Here is a 14,540-nt window from a genome sequence, read left to right as displayed (position 1 = left end):
CCCAAGAGTCCATATCGACGGGATGGTTTGGCACCTCGATGTCGGCTCGTCGCATCCTGGGGCTGTAGCAGGTCCCAAGGGTTGGGCTGTTCGCCCATTAAAGCGGTACGCGAGCTGGGTTTAGAACGTCGTGAGACAGTTCGGTCCCTATCCGCCGCGCGCGTAGGATACTTGAGAAGGGCTGTCCCTAGTACGAGAGGACCGGGACGGACGAACCTCTGGTGTGCCAGTTGTCCTGCCATGGGCATGGCTGGTTGGCTACGTTCGGAAGGGATAACCGCTGAAAGCATCTAAGCGGGAAGCTCGCTTCAAGATGAGGTATCCCACCCACTTCGGTGGGGTAAGGCTCCCAGTAGATGACTGGGTTGATAGGCCGGAGATGTAAGCACGGTAACGTGTTGAGTTGACCGGTACTAATAGGCCGAGGACTTGACTACACAAACTTTGAAAGTATGCTCGCGTCCACTGTGTGATATCTGAACAAACAACCGTGAAGGACCCGGTTAAGTTCATAGTGTTACGGCGGTTATAGCGAGAGGGAAACGCCCGGTTACATTCCGAACCCGGAAGCTAAGCCTTTCAGCGCCGATGGTACTGCACTCGGGAGGGTGTGGGAGAGTAGGACGCCGCCGGACTTCTTTTCAACAAGGGCCAGCCCATCCGGGCCGGCCCTTGTTGTGTTGCGCAACAAGATCTCCCGGAGGGCGGCCGCCCTCCGGGAGATCGTCGTTTACTTGCTGAAGCCCGCGGTCAGGCCGCTCAGCAGCTGCCGTCGGCCGATCGCGTAGGCGACCACGATCGGGACCGTGGTCAGCGTGACCGAGGCGGCGATCGCCGGCACGTTGATGCCGTACTCACCCTCGTACGTCCAGAGCGCGAGCGGCATCGTGCGCTGGTCCGGGCTCTGGGTGAGCACCAGCGGCAGGATGAACCCGTTCCAGATGCTCAGCGCGTTGTAGATGACCACGGTCACCAGCGCCGGCCGGGTGAGCGGGAGCGCCAGCCGCCACAGCGTGCCCCACTCGGTCGCGCCGTCGACCCGCATCGACTCGAACAGCTCGCGTGGCACGTCCCGGATGAAGTTCGCCAGGACCAGCACCGACAACGGGATGGCGAACGCGATCGACGGCATGATGATCGCGGCCAGCGTGTCGTACATCTGCATGCGGATGATGATCAGATAGATCGGGATCACCACGGCCTGCAGCGGAATGGCCAGTCCGAGCAGGAACAGCGTGTTGATCGAGCGGAGCCATCGGTTCCCGGCCCCGCGGACGATCGCGTAGGACGCCATGAACGAGACCGCGACGGCCGGGATCACCGCTCCGGCGGTCACGATCATGCTGTTCATGAAGTACCGGATGAAACCGCTCTCGATCACGGTCAGGTAGTTGTCGAACGTCGGATCGACCGGCGGCGCGAACGTGTTCGTGATGAAGTACGTCGCGCGCGTCTTGAAGCTGGTGATCACGACCCAGTAGAGCGGCAGCATCACGATGACCAGCCACACCCAGGCCAGTGCGCCGCCGAACCAGTTCAGCCGGAGGAGCTTGTACATTTCAGGCGCCCTCCTGCTGGCTCTCGTCGCCGCGCCCGCCGAGCCGCCGCAGCAGCTGCGACAGGCCGAGCCCGACCAGCACCAGGATGACCGCGATCGCGCTCGCCGGTCCCATCAGGTTCGCCTGGAACCCGGTCCGGTACATCTCCAGCGCCAGCGCCCGGGTGGCGTCGCCGGGGCCGCCCGCGGTCAGCACGTAGATCAGGTCGAACAGGGTCAGCGACCCGACCACCATCAGCGTGGACGACGTGACGATCGTGTACCGCAGCTGCGGCAGCGTGATGCTGAAGAACTGCCGGATCCGGCCGGCGCCGTCGATCAGCGACGCCTCGTACATGCTGGTCGGAATGGATCTCACCGCGCCCTGATAGATCAGCGTGTGGAACGGGATGTACTGCCAGGAGACGATGAAGATGACGACGCCGACCGCGAGCGTCGAGTCACCGAGCCAGTCCTGGTTGAGCCACGGGAGGCCGAGGCCGTTGCCGATGCCGAAGTTCGGGTCGAGCAGCGCCTTGTACGTGATCGCGATGGCGGCCGAGCTCAGCAGCAGCGGGATGAAGTAGAGCACGGCGAGGAACCCGCGGTACCGCTTGCGCGCGGCCAGGAACACGCCGAGCAGCACCGACATCGGCGTCTGTACCAGCCAGGACAATCCCATGATCAGGAAGGTCACCCAGAGCGCGTGCGGCAGGTCCGGGTCGCGCAGCACGGTGGTCCAGCTGTCCAGGCCGCTGGGCTGGATCGGGCCGACGTTGTTCCAGGTGGTGAAGCTGAGCGCGAGCACGCCGAGCAACGGCACCACGCCGAACGCCGTGAAGATCAACAGCGCGGGCAGCGTCATCCAGATCAGCCCGCCGCCCCGCCCGCCGCCGGTGACGGTGGGCTCGGACACCCGCACGGCGGGCGGAGCGAGCGTGGTCATTTGCCGATGACCGCGTTCATGTTGTCGACCCACTGCTGCGGGCTCACCTGCTTCTGGAACAGCTTGGCGATGTTGTCCAGCAGCGTCTCCGCCGCGGTCGGGCTCAGCGCCTGGTCCCAGGACTGGGCGAAGACCTTCGCGTTGACCGACGTGTCGTAGACGAACTTGAGGAACTCGCCCTTCGGGTTCGCCTCGTACATGCTGTCGCTGCCCTTGATGATCGGCACGTTGCCGGAGTCGATCCAGGCCTTCGGCTCCTCCGCGTCGATCAGCGTGGTGGAGAAGAACTTCTTCGCCACCTCCTTCTGCTCCGCCGTCGCCTTGGCGTTGATCGACAGGTAGTGGCCCGGGTTGCCGACCTGGTTGGACGGGTCGCCCTTGCCGCCGTCGACCGGCGGGAAGTTCATGTAGCCGAGCCCGTCGTTCTTGACGAAGTCGCCGCCCTGCTCCTCCTGGATGCCGTACGACCAGGAGCCGTGCACCATCATCGCGGCCTTGCCGGTGTAGAGCAGCGCCTGGTCGGCGTTGGAGTCCGCGGTGATGGAGGAGAAGCCGTTCACGAAGCCCTTCGCGTCGATCAGCTGCTGGACCTTCGTGAGCATGTCCAGCACGGCCGGGTCGGACCAGGCGTTGGGCTCGCCGGCGAACACCCGGTCGAAGACCTCGGATCCGGCGGTCCGGTCGAGGAGCAGCTCCAGCCACATCATGTTCGTCCAGCGGGACTGGCCACCGAGCGCGAACGGCGCGATGTTCCTCGCGTTGAACTTCGGCACCAGGTCGAGGATGTCGCCCCAGGACTGCGGCGGCTGCACGCCGACGTCGTCGAAGACCTTCTTGTTCCAGTAGAGCAGGATCGGCTGGACGGTCTCGTGCGGCATCGCGTAGACGCGGCCGTTCACCGTGGCCGCACCGAACGACGTCGGGAACAGTTTGTCCTTGACCGCCGCGTTCTGCGTGAACCAGTCGGTGAGGTCGTCGACCTGGCCGGCCTCCACGTACGACTTGAGCGTGCCGCCGCCCCAGCCCCAGATCAGCACGGGGGCTTCGCCGGCGCCGATCGATGTCTTGATCTTTTGCTTGAACGCGTCGTTCTTGAGGAAGATCGACGAGATCTTGGTATCCGGATTGGCCGCGTTGAACCGCTCCAGGGCCGCGCGCCGGGCGGGCTCCCCGGGCGGGCCGCTGAGCGACCAGTAATCGGCGACTCCGTCACCGCCCGCACCGGACTGGCCGCTGGGCCCGGAACTGCCGCACGCGGCCAGCGCCGCGGCCGCGCCGGCGCCGACGCCCAGACCCAGAAGATGACGACGGGACATGGCTCTACTGATCATCTGTGAACTCCGTACTCGAGACGCTGGCTTGCGCTTGCCGGGTTCTGCTCGCGAAGAGCCCTGGCACGGTCTCGAGTGGAGTGGGGAGGCCGCGCCGAGGACGAGGTGGCGCAACCGTAAAATCGCTGAAACCTTATGTCAAGGCCCCGAAACTTTCGGCTGCAACCTCCGGTACAGGTGTAACTCCGTTACATACCGCATCGACGCATGTCAGGGCAGTGTGTCGGCGACGCACGGAGAGCCGGACCGACTCGGCGCAACCGCACGATGTGAAGTGTTCCGAGAATTTCCGGAAACCTTCGAAGGTCGATTCCAGGGTCGATCAACCGGGGTGGATCAGCGGCGGCCGGGAACCCGCCGGTGGCCGGTGCGACCGTCCGCGGGACCGGCGCGACGCGCGCGGGACCGGGCCCGGCCAGGCGCGTGGCTCGGCGGCCGCTTGCTAGCGTGCCCGCATGACCGAACGTTCGAAGATCGCCGGCCTCGCCGTGGCCGCGCTCGTGGGGGCGTTCGCCGGTGCCGCGCTCACCGGCCGCCGCGGCGCCCGGGCGGCGGCGATCGGCGGGCTCGCCGGCGCGGCCGCGCTCACCGCGACCGAGGCGGCGGCACGGGCCCGGCAGCGGCCCGGTGAGATCCCGGCGTGGTGGTCCCGCGTCGCGATGAGCGGCGCGCTCGCGGCCTCGGCCGGCTGGCTCGGCGGCCGGCTCACCGGCGCCGGCCCGGTCCCGGTCGGCGTGGCCGCCGGCGCGGTGGCCGGCGGGCTCGGGCTGCGCCCGCAGAAGGTGGCGCTCGGCCCGATCGCCGGCGCGGTCGCCGGGGCCGTGTGGCAGCGGGCGGCCGGGCGGGACGTGCCACCGGCCGTGGTCGCGGCGAGCGCGGTGGTCGGCTACCGGGCGCTGGCCGCGCTGCTGTTCCGGGACACGCAGGTGGGCCTGCTGGCCGAGCGGGCGCGCGCCGAGGACCTGCCGTTCGTGGTGCCGCTCGAGGCCCGCACCGGTTACGTCGGCACCGGCTACGTGCGCGAGCTGGCCGAGGTGCTCGGCGGCGCGTACCGGGAGGACGCGCCGGAGGCCGGGATCGTCGCGTCGCTCGACGACCTCGCCGGGCCCGGCTTCGACCCGTCCGGCGTGGACCCGCTGGTGCGCGAGTTCTACGAGCGGACCACCCGGTTCCGGCTCGACATCGTGCCCGAGTGGCGGCTCTGGGTACGGCCCGGCTACCTGCTCTACCGCACGCTCGTGGCGCGCCCGCTGGGCCAGGCGAACCTGCCGATGAACCAGCGCGAGACGGTGCGCGGCGTCAACAGCCGGATCGACACGATCACCCCGGACGGCACCGACGTGATCGGCGTACGCGGCTGGATCCGGTCGTTCGCCGACACGGACGAGCCGATCTACGTCGGCATCTACACGACGTACCGGCACGACGGCCGCGGCTACGTCAGCGTCGGCTTCCCGGTGCCGCAGGGCAGCTTCACGGCCACGCTGCAGCCGCTGCCCCGGCCCGGCGGCGGTCTCGTGCTGACCAGCAGCAGCGCGCTGGCCCACCCCGGCCACTACCTGACCTTCGTGGACCGGGCGACGCGCGAGCTGACCACGCTGGCGGTGCACGGCTTCACCGAGCGGCTCGACGTCTTCACCGAGGACGGCGAACTGCGGGCCGCACACGCGTTCTCGCTGTACGGCCTGCCGTTCCTGACGCTCCACTACCGCATCCACCGCAAGCGTCCCACCCGCGCCTAGGATGATCAACTGTGTCTGACCCGGACTCCCCGGTCACGCCGCGTCGGCGCGACGCCGCGCGCACCCGCCGGCTGCTGCTGGACGCCGCCCGGCTGCGGTTCATCCGGGACGGTTACGCGGCCACGACCGTACGGGACATCGCGGACGACGCCGGCGTCAACGTCTCGCTGATCAGCCGCTACTTCGCGTCCAAGGAGGGCCTCTTCGAGGCCTGCCTCGGCACCGCCGTCACCGACCTGGGCAACGACACCGACGGCCTGTCCCGCGACGAGATCATCGCCCGCGTCGCCGGCCGCGTCGCGGGCGGCAACGGCCCGGACAACGCGTACGTCATGCTGATGCGCTCATCCGGCGACGAACGCATCGACGACCTGCGGCGCACCGTCCTGGTCGCGCACGCCCGCAAGCTGGCCGCCACCGGCGGGACCGACGAACACGCGCTGCTGCGCGCGGAGATCGTGATCGCGGCCGCGTTCGGCATCGCCACGATCCGCTCGGCGCTGCGCCCGGAACCGCTCGCCTCCGCCGACGACGCCGTCCTCCGCTCCCTGCTCACCGACCTGATCGACGCGGTCCTGCCGCGCTGAACCCGGCACCCCGGAAACCGAACCGCAGAACCCGCTTTCCCGCTTCCGGCGTGGTCACCCTCCGCACGCTCCCGCGGGCACCGGTCGTCGCCCAGGGGCTCCTCCCTGTCCGTGCCGTGGCCGGTCACCCGTCAACCCCACCCCGGTTCCGCGGTCTCCACAGTTCCTACCGGCCCCGCGGCTTCCGCGGTCCGAAGCCCTGGCGGTCCGCGGTTCCGGCGGTGTGGCCCGCCGCGCACGCTGGGAACGGCTGCTGGCCTGCCGGGCTCAGGTGACCGGGTGCCGGCCGGCGTACCAGGCGGTGAGCGCCGACACCCGGTCGATGTCCAGCTTCGTGTAGATCTGCCGCATGTGCGCGTACACCGCGTACGGCGGAAGCTTCATCTCGTCCGCGATCTGCCGGTTCCGCAGCCCCCGGGCGGCACGGCTGGCGACCGCCACCTCCACCGGGGACAGCGCGTCGCGCCGCCGGTGCCGGGTCCCGGTCACGCCGCAGGCCCGGCGCAGCGCGGTCGCCTCGGCCGCGGCGGACGCGGCGGCGGCGCCGTTCCCGGCCCGGTCCTCCGCCGCCGCCAGATCGTCGAGCGCGGCCGCCAGCACCAGGCGGCGCGGCCCGCGGCGAAGCCGTTCGGCGGCCGCGCGCAGCAGCGCCACGTCACCGCGGTGCAGGCCCTCCGCGTGCGCGGCCACGCCGGCGAGCGTCGGCAGCGCCGGGTTCCGGGCGGCCAGCGACCGCGCGGCCCGGACCACCGCCTGCGCCGAGGCGGTGCGGCCCGCCGCGGTCGCGATCCGCACCAGCGTCGCCGCCGCGACCGGATCCTGTGCGATCAGCACCGGCCGGGCCTCGATCGACCGGTACAGCGGCCGCAGGTGCGCCGCCGCCAGCTCGGCGCCGTCCTCCGCGTACGCCAGCAGCGCCTCCGGCCAGATCACGTCCTCGGGTGCCGCGGTGATGCCGGTCCGCGTGCGTTCGCGCGCCTTCTCCGCGGCCATCCGGGCGGCGGCGAGGTCACCGCGATACACGTGGATCCGCACGATCGTGCCGAGCAACGGCACGGTCAACTGCCACACCGCCTGCTGCTCGGCCAGTTCCACCCCGGCCAGCGCGGTGTCGGCCGCCGCCTGCAGGTCGCCGCGCGCGCACAGCAGCTGCGCCTCGTAGTAGTGCCAGAGCGGCCCGGACCAGCCGGTGCCGAGCCGGGCCGATTCCCGGCGTCCCGCGCTGAGCGTCGCGGCGGCCTCGTCCAGGCGGTCCAGCATGGTGAGCGCGCTGCCGAGCCAGATCTGCGGATGCCGGTGCACGGCCTCGCCGCCCGCCCGGTCCGCCAGCTCCACCGCCCGGCTCGCGTGGCGCAGCGCCTCGGTGAGCCGTCCACGCGCGGCCGCGACCAGCGACCGGGCCGCGAGCCCGAAGGCCGCGGCGCCCGGATCCGCGCCGATGCCGTGCGCCCGCGCGCCGAACCGGTCCGCGTCCGCCAGGTCGTCCGCGTAGAACTGCGCGTGGGCCCGGGCCGCGCAGAGCCGCGCGCGCACCTCGTCGGCGACGCCGTGCAACCGCAGGCCACGGCTCGTGTACTCGACCGCGTCCGCGTTGTGGCCGGTGTGCTTGCACGCCTCCGCGAGGCCGAGGCACAGCCGCGCCACGGTGGTGGCGTCGAGCCCGGAGCGGAACGCGGCCTCGCCGTACCGCTGTGCCTCCGCCAGCCGGCCCGCGGACGCCAGCAGCGGCACCGCCTCCGCGGTGAACTCGGCCCGCCGCGGATCGGCCGCGTCCAGGCCGGAGACCGCGTACAGGTAGATGTCCGCCGCCGCGCCCGGTGCCAGCGCGGCGATCCGCGCGGCGGCCTCGCGGAGCAACCCGGTCTGACCGGTGGCCGCGGCCGGGCCGGCCTTCATCAGGTGCTCGGCGACCTCGGCCGGTGGCCGCCCGGCCGCGCCCACCGCGACCGCGGCCCGCTGGTGCAGCCGGTGACGCATCGGCGCGGGAACGGTCGTGTAGACCGCCTCGCGGATCATCTCGTGCGCGAACGTGTAGCCGTCGGGCGGGCCGGGCACCAGCATGCCGGCGTCGACCGCCCGCTCGGCCGACGTCCACAGCGCGTCCTCCGGCTCGCTGAGCAGCGCCGCGACCTCGCCGAGCCGGAACGGGCCGGTGAGCACCGAACCGGCGCGCAGCAGCAGCTGGACCGGGTCCGGCAGGCCGCTCAGCCGCAGTTCGGTCACGCCGGTGAAGCTGGTCGGCACCTCGCCGCCGACCAGGGTCGCCCGGCCGCCGACCACCGCCAGCTGCTCCTCCGCGCGCAGGGCGGCGAGGAGCTGTGTGATCCAGAGCGGGTTGCCGCCGCACCGCTCCACCTGGGCGAGCACGGACGCGTCGACCGGCGTGCCCACCTCCCGCGCGCACAGCTCCGCCACGTCCGCGTCGGTCAACGGCCCGACCGTGATCTCCTGCGCGCCCAGCCCGATCAGGTCGTCCAGCGCGTCCCCGGCGCCCGGCCGCCGCGCGAAGAACCAGCGGACCGGGGAGAAGGACAACCGGAGCACGAGGGTACGCACCGCGAGCACGCTGAACTCGTCCATCCACTGGGCGTCGTCGATGATGACCACCAGTGGCCGGTCGGCCGCGAGGTCCTCGAGCTCACGGCCGATCCGGTCCGGCGTGGACGGCGTCGGCCGTTCCTCGCCCAGCCAGGCCAGCGTGGGCGCGACCGGCACGAGCCGGCTCAGCGCGGCCAGCAGGCTGCGCAGCGGCGCGGTGCGGTCCGGCTCGGTCGCGGCGCGGTACGCCACCGTCAGCCCGCGGCGTTCCGCGGCCCGCACCACGGCCGTGAACAGGTGCGTCTTGCCGCTGCCCGCGGGCGCGGTGAGCACCGTGCACCCGCCCGCGCCCTCGGCCGTGGCCTTGACGGCGCCGACGAGAGCGGCCCACTCCCGGGCCCGGCCGACCAGCTCGGGACGGGCCCGGGACAGGCCCGTGCCGAACCGGCCGTGGGCCGCCCGGCGTACCGCCTCGGCCTCCGCGTCCGTGGTGAGCGCCCGCAACCGGCGCGCGTCCGGTGTGCCCAACGACGACGCCTCGATCAACTGCTCGAAGGTCTGCTCGGTTCCGTGTTCACCCATCGGGCTCACCCCCGTCTTCCAGCTCCCGCTTCACCTTCGTCCGCCACCGGTGCGGGACCCCCTCGACCGCGCGCGGTGACGTGCCGTCGCCGAGGGACTTGGCGATCTGCTCGTGGGTGTATCCGTCGATGTGCAGCGCCACGCAGACCGCGGTGCGTTCGTCGACCCGGTCGAGGTGGTAGCGCACGAGATCCGTGCCCACCGCGATCGCCGCGGGGTCGTCGGCGGCGAGTTCGGGCCGCACGTCGCAGGCGTCCTGCTGCCGCCACCGCCGATCCTGGTCCCGGACCCTCCGCAGCTCGCCCGCGAAGACGAGCTTGCAGGCGCCCATGAAGTACGTCGTCAGGCACGCTCCTCCGTCGGCCGTCCAGCCACCGCCGACGAGCGCGATGTTCCGGAACTTCCGGAGCGCGACCGCGACCGTCATCGCCGCCAGCTCCTCCCGGGCGTCGGCGTCGTGGTGCAGCCGGGCCAGTTCGCGTTCCGTGGGGTGCAGGAAGATCCGCACCTTCGCGCAGAGTCCGAAGATCTCGCCGGAGTACAACCAGCCCTTGAGGACCGGCAGGGCGTAGTCGCACAGGTCGCGGGCGAACCGGTCGTACCGGGGGCCCTCGAATCCGTCCCGCGCGAGCAGCGCGACGAGACGCTGATCCGCCTCCAGCCGGCGGTCGTGGTCCGCCGCGGCGACGGCCCGGTCCTCCGGTCGCACGGGGTCCGGGGACGCGGGGTCGTACTCCGCGTCCTCGTCCCATGCCTCGCTCACCCGCCGCCCCCTCGGATCGTCCGTCCCCGTGGTTTGTTGACGGTGGACTCGTATGCGGCCGGTGACCGGCGGCCCCACGCGTGAACCCGAACTTTTTTCCTCGGGAACCGGCGCGTGGGCCGGCGGTCGCCCACCCGCCTATGGTCTGCGACCGTCCGATCTTCGACTGGAGGACCACCGTGGCATCGTCGCCTCCCGGCCCGCTGCTGACCGTCCGCGCCGCCGTCATTCTGTTCTCGGCGCTCGTCGTCGGCATCCTGGCGGGTGCGCTCTCGTACGTGGACGACCCGTCCGCGGCCCGGGCGGTGATCTGGGGTGCCAGTTCGTCGGGCGGGGCGGTGATGCTCTTCCACGCCGTGATCGGACGCTGACCGGCGCGCCGCTCGCCGCCGACCGGTGCCGGGGCCGCGCCGACTGATCGGTGTCGGTCAATCGCAATTCCGACAGGCCGGGCGGCAACGTGTGCCGAGGTTCGTCGCGTCCAGGCGAGGTGATCACACACCGCCGAGGAGGTATCCCAGTGCGACGACCGATCAGTGCGGCGATCGCGGGCGTGATGCTCGCGATCGCCGGAGGCACCGCCGCCCACGCGACGCCCGGGCCAGGGACGGGCTGGCACCGCGTACCCACGCCGCCCTTCGATCTTCCGGCCGGGTATCGCTGCGACTTCCCGGTGCACGCGGTCGCGGTCGTGGACGAGGTCTACTACCGGACGTTGGTCGCGAAGCCGGACGGGTCGCCCCGGCTGGAGGCCGCGACCGGGCCGCTGGTCCTGCGGCTGACCAACGTGGACACCGGCGCGACCGTGGACGCGGACGCGGGCGGCAGCAGCACCAGCACGTACCACGACGACGGCGGGCGGACGATCCACTCCGCCGGGCCGATCCTGCTCGGCGCGGGCGAGGCCGGCACGCTCGCCCGCGGCCTCTACGTCGTCGACGGCCTGTACCGCATCGACCTGCGACCCGACGGTTACCGCGGGCTCACCGGCCACTACACCACGGACGACCTCTGCGCGAAGCTGAGCTGACGGTCACCCGGCCGCCCGTCCGGCTCCGGGCGGCCGTTGCCCGCCACGCGGACCGCCGTGGCGGGCTCAGCGGTGGATCGGCGCCTCGAGCTCGGTCAGCGGGCGGCCCGAACCGCCCCAGGCGGACGCGACGATCTCGGCGGCGACGGAGACCGCGGTCTCCTCCGGGGTGCGGGCGCCCAGGTCGAGGCCGATCGGTGAGGAGAGGCGGGCCAGCGCCGCCTCGGGCACGCCCGCGTCGCGGAGCCGCCGCATCCGGTCGCGGTGGGTGGCGCGGCTGCCCATCGCGCCGATGTAGCGGGCCGGCGACCGCAGCGCCGCGGTCAGCAGCGGAATGTCGAACTTCGGGTCGTGGGTGAGCACGCACAGGACGGTCCGCGCGTCCACCTCGGTGGCCGCCAGGTAGTCGTGCGGCCACCGCACCACCACCTCGTCCGCGTCCGGGAAGCGGCGCGGCGTGGTGAAGACCGGTCGGGCGTCGCACACCGTCACGTGGTAGCCGAGGAACTTCCCGATCCGGGACACCGCGGCCGCGAAGTCGATCGCACCGAAGACGATCATGCGGGGTGGCGGCGCGAACGACTGCACGAACACGCGACGGGCCTCCGCGCCGAGCGCGACCACGCCGGTGGTGCCGGCCGCCAGCATGCCGGCGGCCTGGTCGGCCACCACCCGGTCGAAACCCTCCAGAACCTCGTCGGCCGGTACGTGCAGGCGCCGTCCCAGCCCGTCCCCGCACTCCAGCATGGAGGCGGTCGCGGCCGGGCGGCCCTCCCGTACCGCGGACAGCACGTGATCCGGCAGGTCGGTGTCCGGCTGGACCAGCACCTCGATGGTGCCGCCGCAGGTGAGGCCGACCGCGAACGCGTCGTCGTCCGCGACACCGTACGTCTCGAGGACCGGCGAACCGGTCTCCAGCACCGTGCGGGCCAGCTCGTAGACCGCCGCCTCGACGCAGCCGCCGGAGACGCTGCCGAGCACCTCGCCGGTCTCCGCGACGGCCATCGCGGCGCCGGGCGGGCGGGGCGCGGACCGCCACGTCGACACCACGGTCGCGGTCGCGAACCGCAGGCCGGCGGCCCGCCACTCCGCCAGCCCGGCGGCGATCTCCCTCACAGCAGTTTGTCCAGCGTGAGCGGCAGGTCGCGGACGCGGCGACCGGTCGCGTTGAAGACCGCGTTCGCCACCGCGGCCGCGACGCCACTGGTGCCGAGCTCGCCGATACCGCGCGCGCCGAGCGGCGAGTGCGGGTCCGGGATGCCGGTCCACAGCACCTCGATGTCCGGCACGTCCAGGTGCGCCGGGATGTGGTAGTCGGCCAGCGACGGGTTCATGATCCGGCCGGTGCGCTCGTCGAACAGCGTCTCCTCGGCCAGCGCCACGCCCAAGCCCATGATCATGCCGCCGCGCAGCTGGCTGGCCGCGGTCTTCGGGTTGAGCACGGTGCCGCAGTCGAACGAGCCGAGCAGCCGGTCGACGCGCACCTCGCCGGTGACCTCGCTGACCCGCACCTCGCAGAAGACCGCGGACGAGCTGTGCATCGTGTACTTGAGGAACTCCAGCGGTGGCGCACCGGCGCCGGTGACGGTCACCTCGTCGCGCCCGGCCCGCGCCAGGATCGCCTGGTAGGTGTCGTGCCGGGCCGGGTCCGCGGCCGCCACGACGCCGCCGTCGGCCAGCCGTGCCGCGGTCGCGCGCAGCCCCGCGACCGGGCTGCCCGGGCCGGCGAGCGTCAGCAGCTCGTCGCGCAGCCGGTCGGCCGCGGACATCACCGCCCCCATGATCGTCGCGGTCTGCGCGGAGCCGCCGGCCATCGGGCTCGCGGCCAGCGCGGAGTCGCCGAGCGTGAACGTGATCCGGTCCAGCGGCAGGCCGAGCCGGTCCGCGGCGTGCTGGGTCTGCACCGTGGTCGTACCCATGCCCATGTCCTGCGCGGAGCAGGAGATCGCCACCGTGCCGTCGCGGCGCAGCGTGAGCCGGACGTTCGCGCCGGGGATCCGCACGTACGGGAAACCGCCGGAGGCACAGCCCAGGCCGATCAGCCACTCGCCGTCGCGCCGCTCGCCGGGTTTCGCGGTCCGCCGGTCCCAGCCGAAGCGCGCGGCGCCGTCGACGAACGCCCGGTGCAGCGCGTGCTGCGAGAACGGCGAGCCGGAGATCGGGTGCCGGTCCGGCAGGTTGCGCAGGCGCAGCTCCACCGGGTCCGCGTCCATCTCGTGCGCGAGCTCGTCGATCGCGCTCTCCACGGCGAACGTGCCGATCGTCTCGCCCGGCGTGCGCATGAACGTGTTCGGCACGACGTCCAGATCCAGGTGCCGCTGCAGGATTTCGAAACTGTCCGCGCGGTACGCCGTGCGGGTGCCCATGGTGAACTGCTCCGGGCAGGCGCCGTACGACGGCATCACGGTGTATCCGGTGTGGACGATCGCGGTGAACCGGCCGTCCGCGTCCGCGCCGACCGCCACCCGCTGCTCGGACGGGCTCCGCCCACCGATGATCCGGTAGACGCCCTCCCGGGACAGCCGCAGCCGCACCGGCCGCCCGGCCACCCGGGCCGCCGCGACCGCGATGATCTGGTGGTCCCACAGCCCTTTGCCGCCGAACCCGCCGCCGACGAACGGCGACAGCACCCGCACCTGGTCGTTCTTCAGGCCGAAGACGGTGGCGAGCGCCCGCGCCTCCGGGACGACCCCCTGCGTGGTGTCGTGCACCAGCAGCGAGTCACCGTCCCAGGCCGCGGTCACCCCGTGCAGCTCGATCGCGTTGTGGTTGTGGCCGGGCGTGCGGTAGACGTTGTCCACCCGGTGGGCCGAGGCGCGCAGCCGCCGCTCCGCGCCACCGACCGACACGTGGTTCTTCTCGATCAGGATCGACGCCGGGGTACGCGCGGTCGCCTTCGCGTCCTCGAACCGGGTCGCGGCGGGTTGCACGTCGTAGTCGATCTCGATCAGCGCGGCCGCGTGGTCCGCCTGCTCCTGCGTCTCCGCGAGCACGGCCGCGACGGCCTGCCCGTTGTAGCGGACCTCGCCGTCCTGCATGACCGGCAGCCCGCTGCTGCCCGGCGCGAACAGGTCGGCACCGCCGGGCATCGGGACGATCCGGAGCCGGGGCATGTTCCGGTACGTCAGGACCAGGACCACGCCGGGCGCGGCCTCCGCGGCGCGCGTGTCCAGGCGGGAGATCCGGCCGCGGGTGATCGTGCTGTGCACCAGCGCGGCACAGACCTGCCCATCGAGCACGGTCTCGGTCACGAACGGCGCCCGGCCGGTGACCTTGAGCGGCCCGTCCAGGCGCGACGTCGGCCGTCCGACCTCGGTCTGCCGCTCGATCAGCGGATCCGGTGTGCCGCCGCCGGGGAGTATCCGGTCCGGCAGCCAGCCCGCCACCCGACGGACCGACCCGATGACGACGTTCTGCACCCTGCTCATGCCGGGCTCCTCTCCAGACCGGTGTTGTGGCGGGCCGACGATCGACGCACGGGCCC

General features: G+C 72.2%; 11 protein-coding genes and 2 rRNA genes (1 of these 13 cut by a window edge). 6 read left to right on the top strand and 7 right to left on the bottom strand.

What is annotated here, in order from left to right; translation table 11 throughout:
* Both J2S44_RS42425 and rrf read left to right on the top strand, forming a co-directional pair.
* Positions 1-437, top strand: a 23S ribosomal RNA gene (locus tag J2S44_RS42425) (it extends 2,639 nt beyond the left edge of the window).
* 81 nt (positions 438-518) lie between these two features.
* Positions 519-635: ribosomal RNA gene (rrf, locus tag J2S44_RS42420) — 5S ribosomal RNA — on the top strand.
* 95 nt (positions 636-730) lie between these two features.
* On the opposite strand, the gene J2S44_RS42415 is transcribed toward rrf, so the two are convergent.
* The 3 genes from J2S44_RS42415 to J2S44_RS42405 are packed head-to-tail and all read right to left on the bottom strand — an operon-like array spanning position 731 to position 3,814.
* Positions 731-1,558, bottom strand: coding sequence for a carbohydrate ABC transporter permease (locus tag J2S44_RS42415; RefSeq protein WP_310429281.1), 828 nt, complete (start codon positions 1,556-1,558; stop codon positions 731-733).
* A gap of 1 nt (position 1,559) precedes the next feature.
* Positions 1,560-2,483, bottom strand: a complete 924-nt coding sequence (locus J2S44_RS42410; protein WP_310429279.1) for a carbohydrate ABC transporter permease — start codon at positions 2,481-2,483, stop codon at positions 1,560-1,562.
* The gene (locus J2S44_RS42405) at positions 2,480-3,814 is read right to left on the bottom strand and encodes an extracellular solute-binding protein (protein WP_310429277.1); all 1,335 of its coding nucleotides are present in this window, start codon (positions 3,812-3,814) and stop codon (positions 2,480-2,482) included. Before J2S44_RS42405 ends, J2S44_RS42410 begins: the two co-directional genes overlap by 4 nt.
* 455 nt (positions 3,815-4,269) lie before the next feature.
* Here J2S44_RS42405 and J2S44_RS42400 point away from each other — a divergent pair, with 455 nt between their 5' ends.
* Together J2S44_RS42400 and J2S44_RS42395 are read left to right on the top strand one after the other, a co-directional pair.
* Entirely contained in the window at positions 4,270-5,556 is a 1,287-nt protein-coding gene (locus tag J2S44_RS42400) for a hypothetical protein (RefSeq protein ID WP_310429275.1), read from the top strand.
* Positions 5,557-5,567: 11 nt separating this feature from the next.
* Positions 5,568-6,143 carry a TetR/AcrR family transcriptional regulator gene (locus tag J2S44_RS42395; RefSeq protein WP_310429274.1) on the top strand — a complete coding sequence of 192 codons (576 nt, stop codon included), beginning with the start codon at positions 5,568-5,570 and terminating at the stop codon, positions 6,141-6,143.
* A 267-nt stretch (positions 6,144-6,410) separates the two neighbouring features.
* Here J2S44_RS42395 and J2S44_RS42390 read toward each other — a convergent pair whose 3' ends face one another.
* Positions 6,411-9,263, bottom strand: coding sequence for a helix-turn-helix transcriptional regulator (locus J2S44_RS42390; RefSeq protein WP_310429272.1), 2,853 nt, complete (start codon positions 9,261-9,263; stop codon positions 6,411-6,413).
* Positions 9,256-10,026: an RNA polymerase sigma factor gene (locus tag J2S44_RS42385; RefSeq protein WP_310429270.1), complete on the bottom strand. Its 771-nt coding sequence runs from the start codon at positions 10,024-10,026 to the stop codon at positions 9,256-9,258. Before J2S44_RS42385 ends, J2S44_RS42390 begins: the two co-directional genes overlap by 8 nt.
* A gap of 179 nt (positions 10,027-10,205) precedes the next feature.
* Here J2S44_RS42385 and J2S44_RS42380 point away from each other — a divergent pair, with 179 nt between their 5' ends.
* Both J2S44_RS42380 and J2S44_RS42375 read left to right on the top strand, forming a co-directional pair.
* On the top strand, positions 10,206-10,397 hold the full coding sequence (locus J2S44_RS42380) for a hypothetical protein (protein WP_310429269.1): 192 nt from the start codon (positions 10,206-10,208) through the stop codon (positions 10,395-10,397).
* Positions 10,398-10,546: 149 nt separating this feature from the next.
* On the top strand, positions 10,547-11,056 hold the full coding sequence (locus J2S44_RS42375) for a hypothetical protein (RefSeq protein WP_310429267.1): 510 nt from the start codon (positions 10,547-10,549) through the stop codon (positions 11,054-11,056).
* Positions 11,057-11,122: 66 nt separating this feature from the next.
* Here the strand turns inward: J2S44_RS42375 and J2S44_RS42370 are convergent, their stop codons facing one another.
* Together J2S44_RS42370 and J2S44_RS42365 are read right to left on the bottom strand one after the other, a co-directional pair.
* Positions 11,123-12,172 carry an XdhC family protein gene (locus J2S44_RS42370; protein ID WP_310429265.1) on the bottom strand — a complete coding sequence of 350 codons (1,050 nt, stop codon included), beginning with the start codon at positions 12,170-12,172 and terminating at the stop codon, positions 11,123-11,125.
* Complete coding sequence (locus J2S44_RS42365; protein WP_310429263.1) at positions 12,169-14,484, bottom strand: xanthine dehydrogenase family protein molybdopterin-binding subunit; 2,316 nt, start codon at positions 14,482-14,484, stop codon at positions 12,169-12,171. Before J2S44_RS42365 ends, J2S44_RS42370 begins: the two co-directional genes overlap by 4 nt.
* Positions 14,485-14,540 lie beyond the last annotated feature (56 nt).

Source organism: Catenuloplanes niger (assembly GCF_031458255.1).
GTDB lineage: Bacteria > Actinomycetota > Actinomycetes > Mycobacteriales > Micromonosporaceae > Catenuloplanes > Catenuloplanes niger.
Note: the sequence above shows the minus strand (reverse complement) of the source record. Positions and strands in the feature narration are given on the sequence as shown.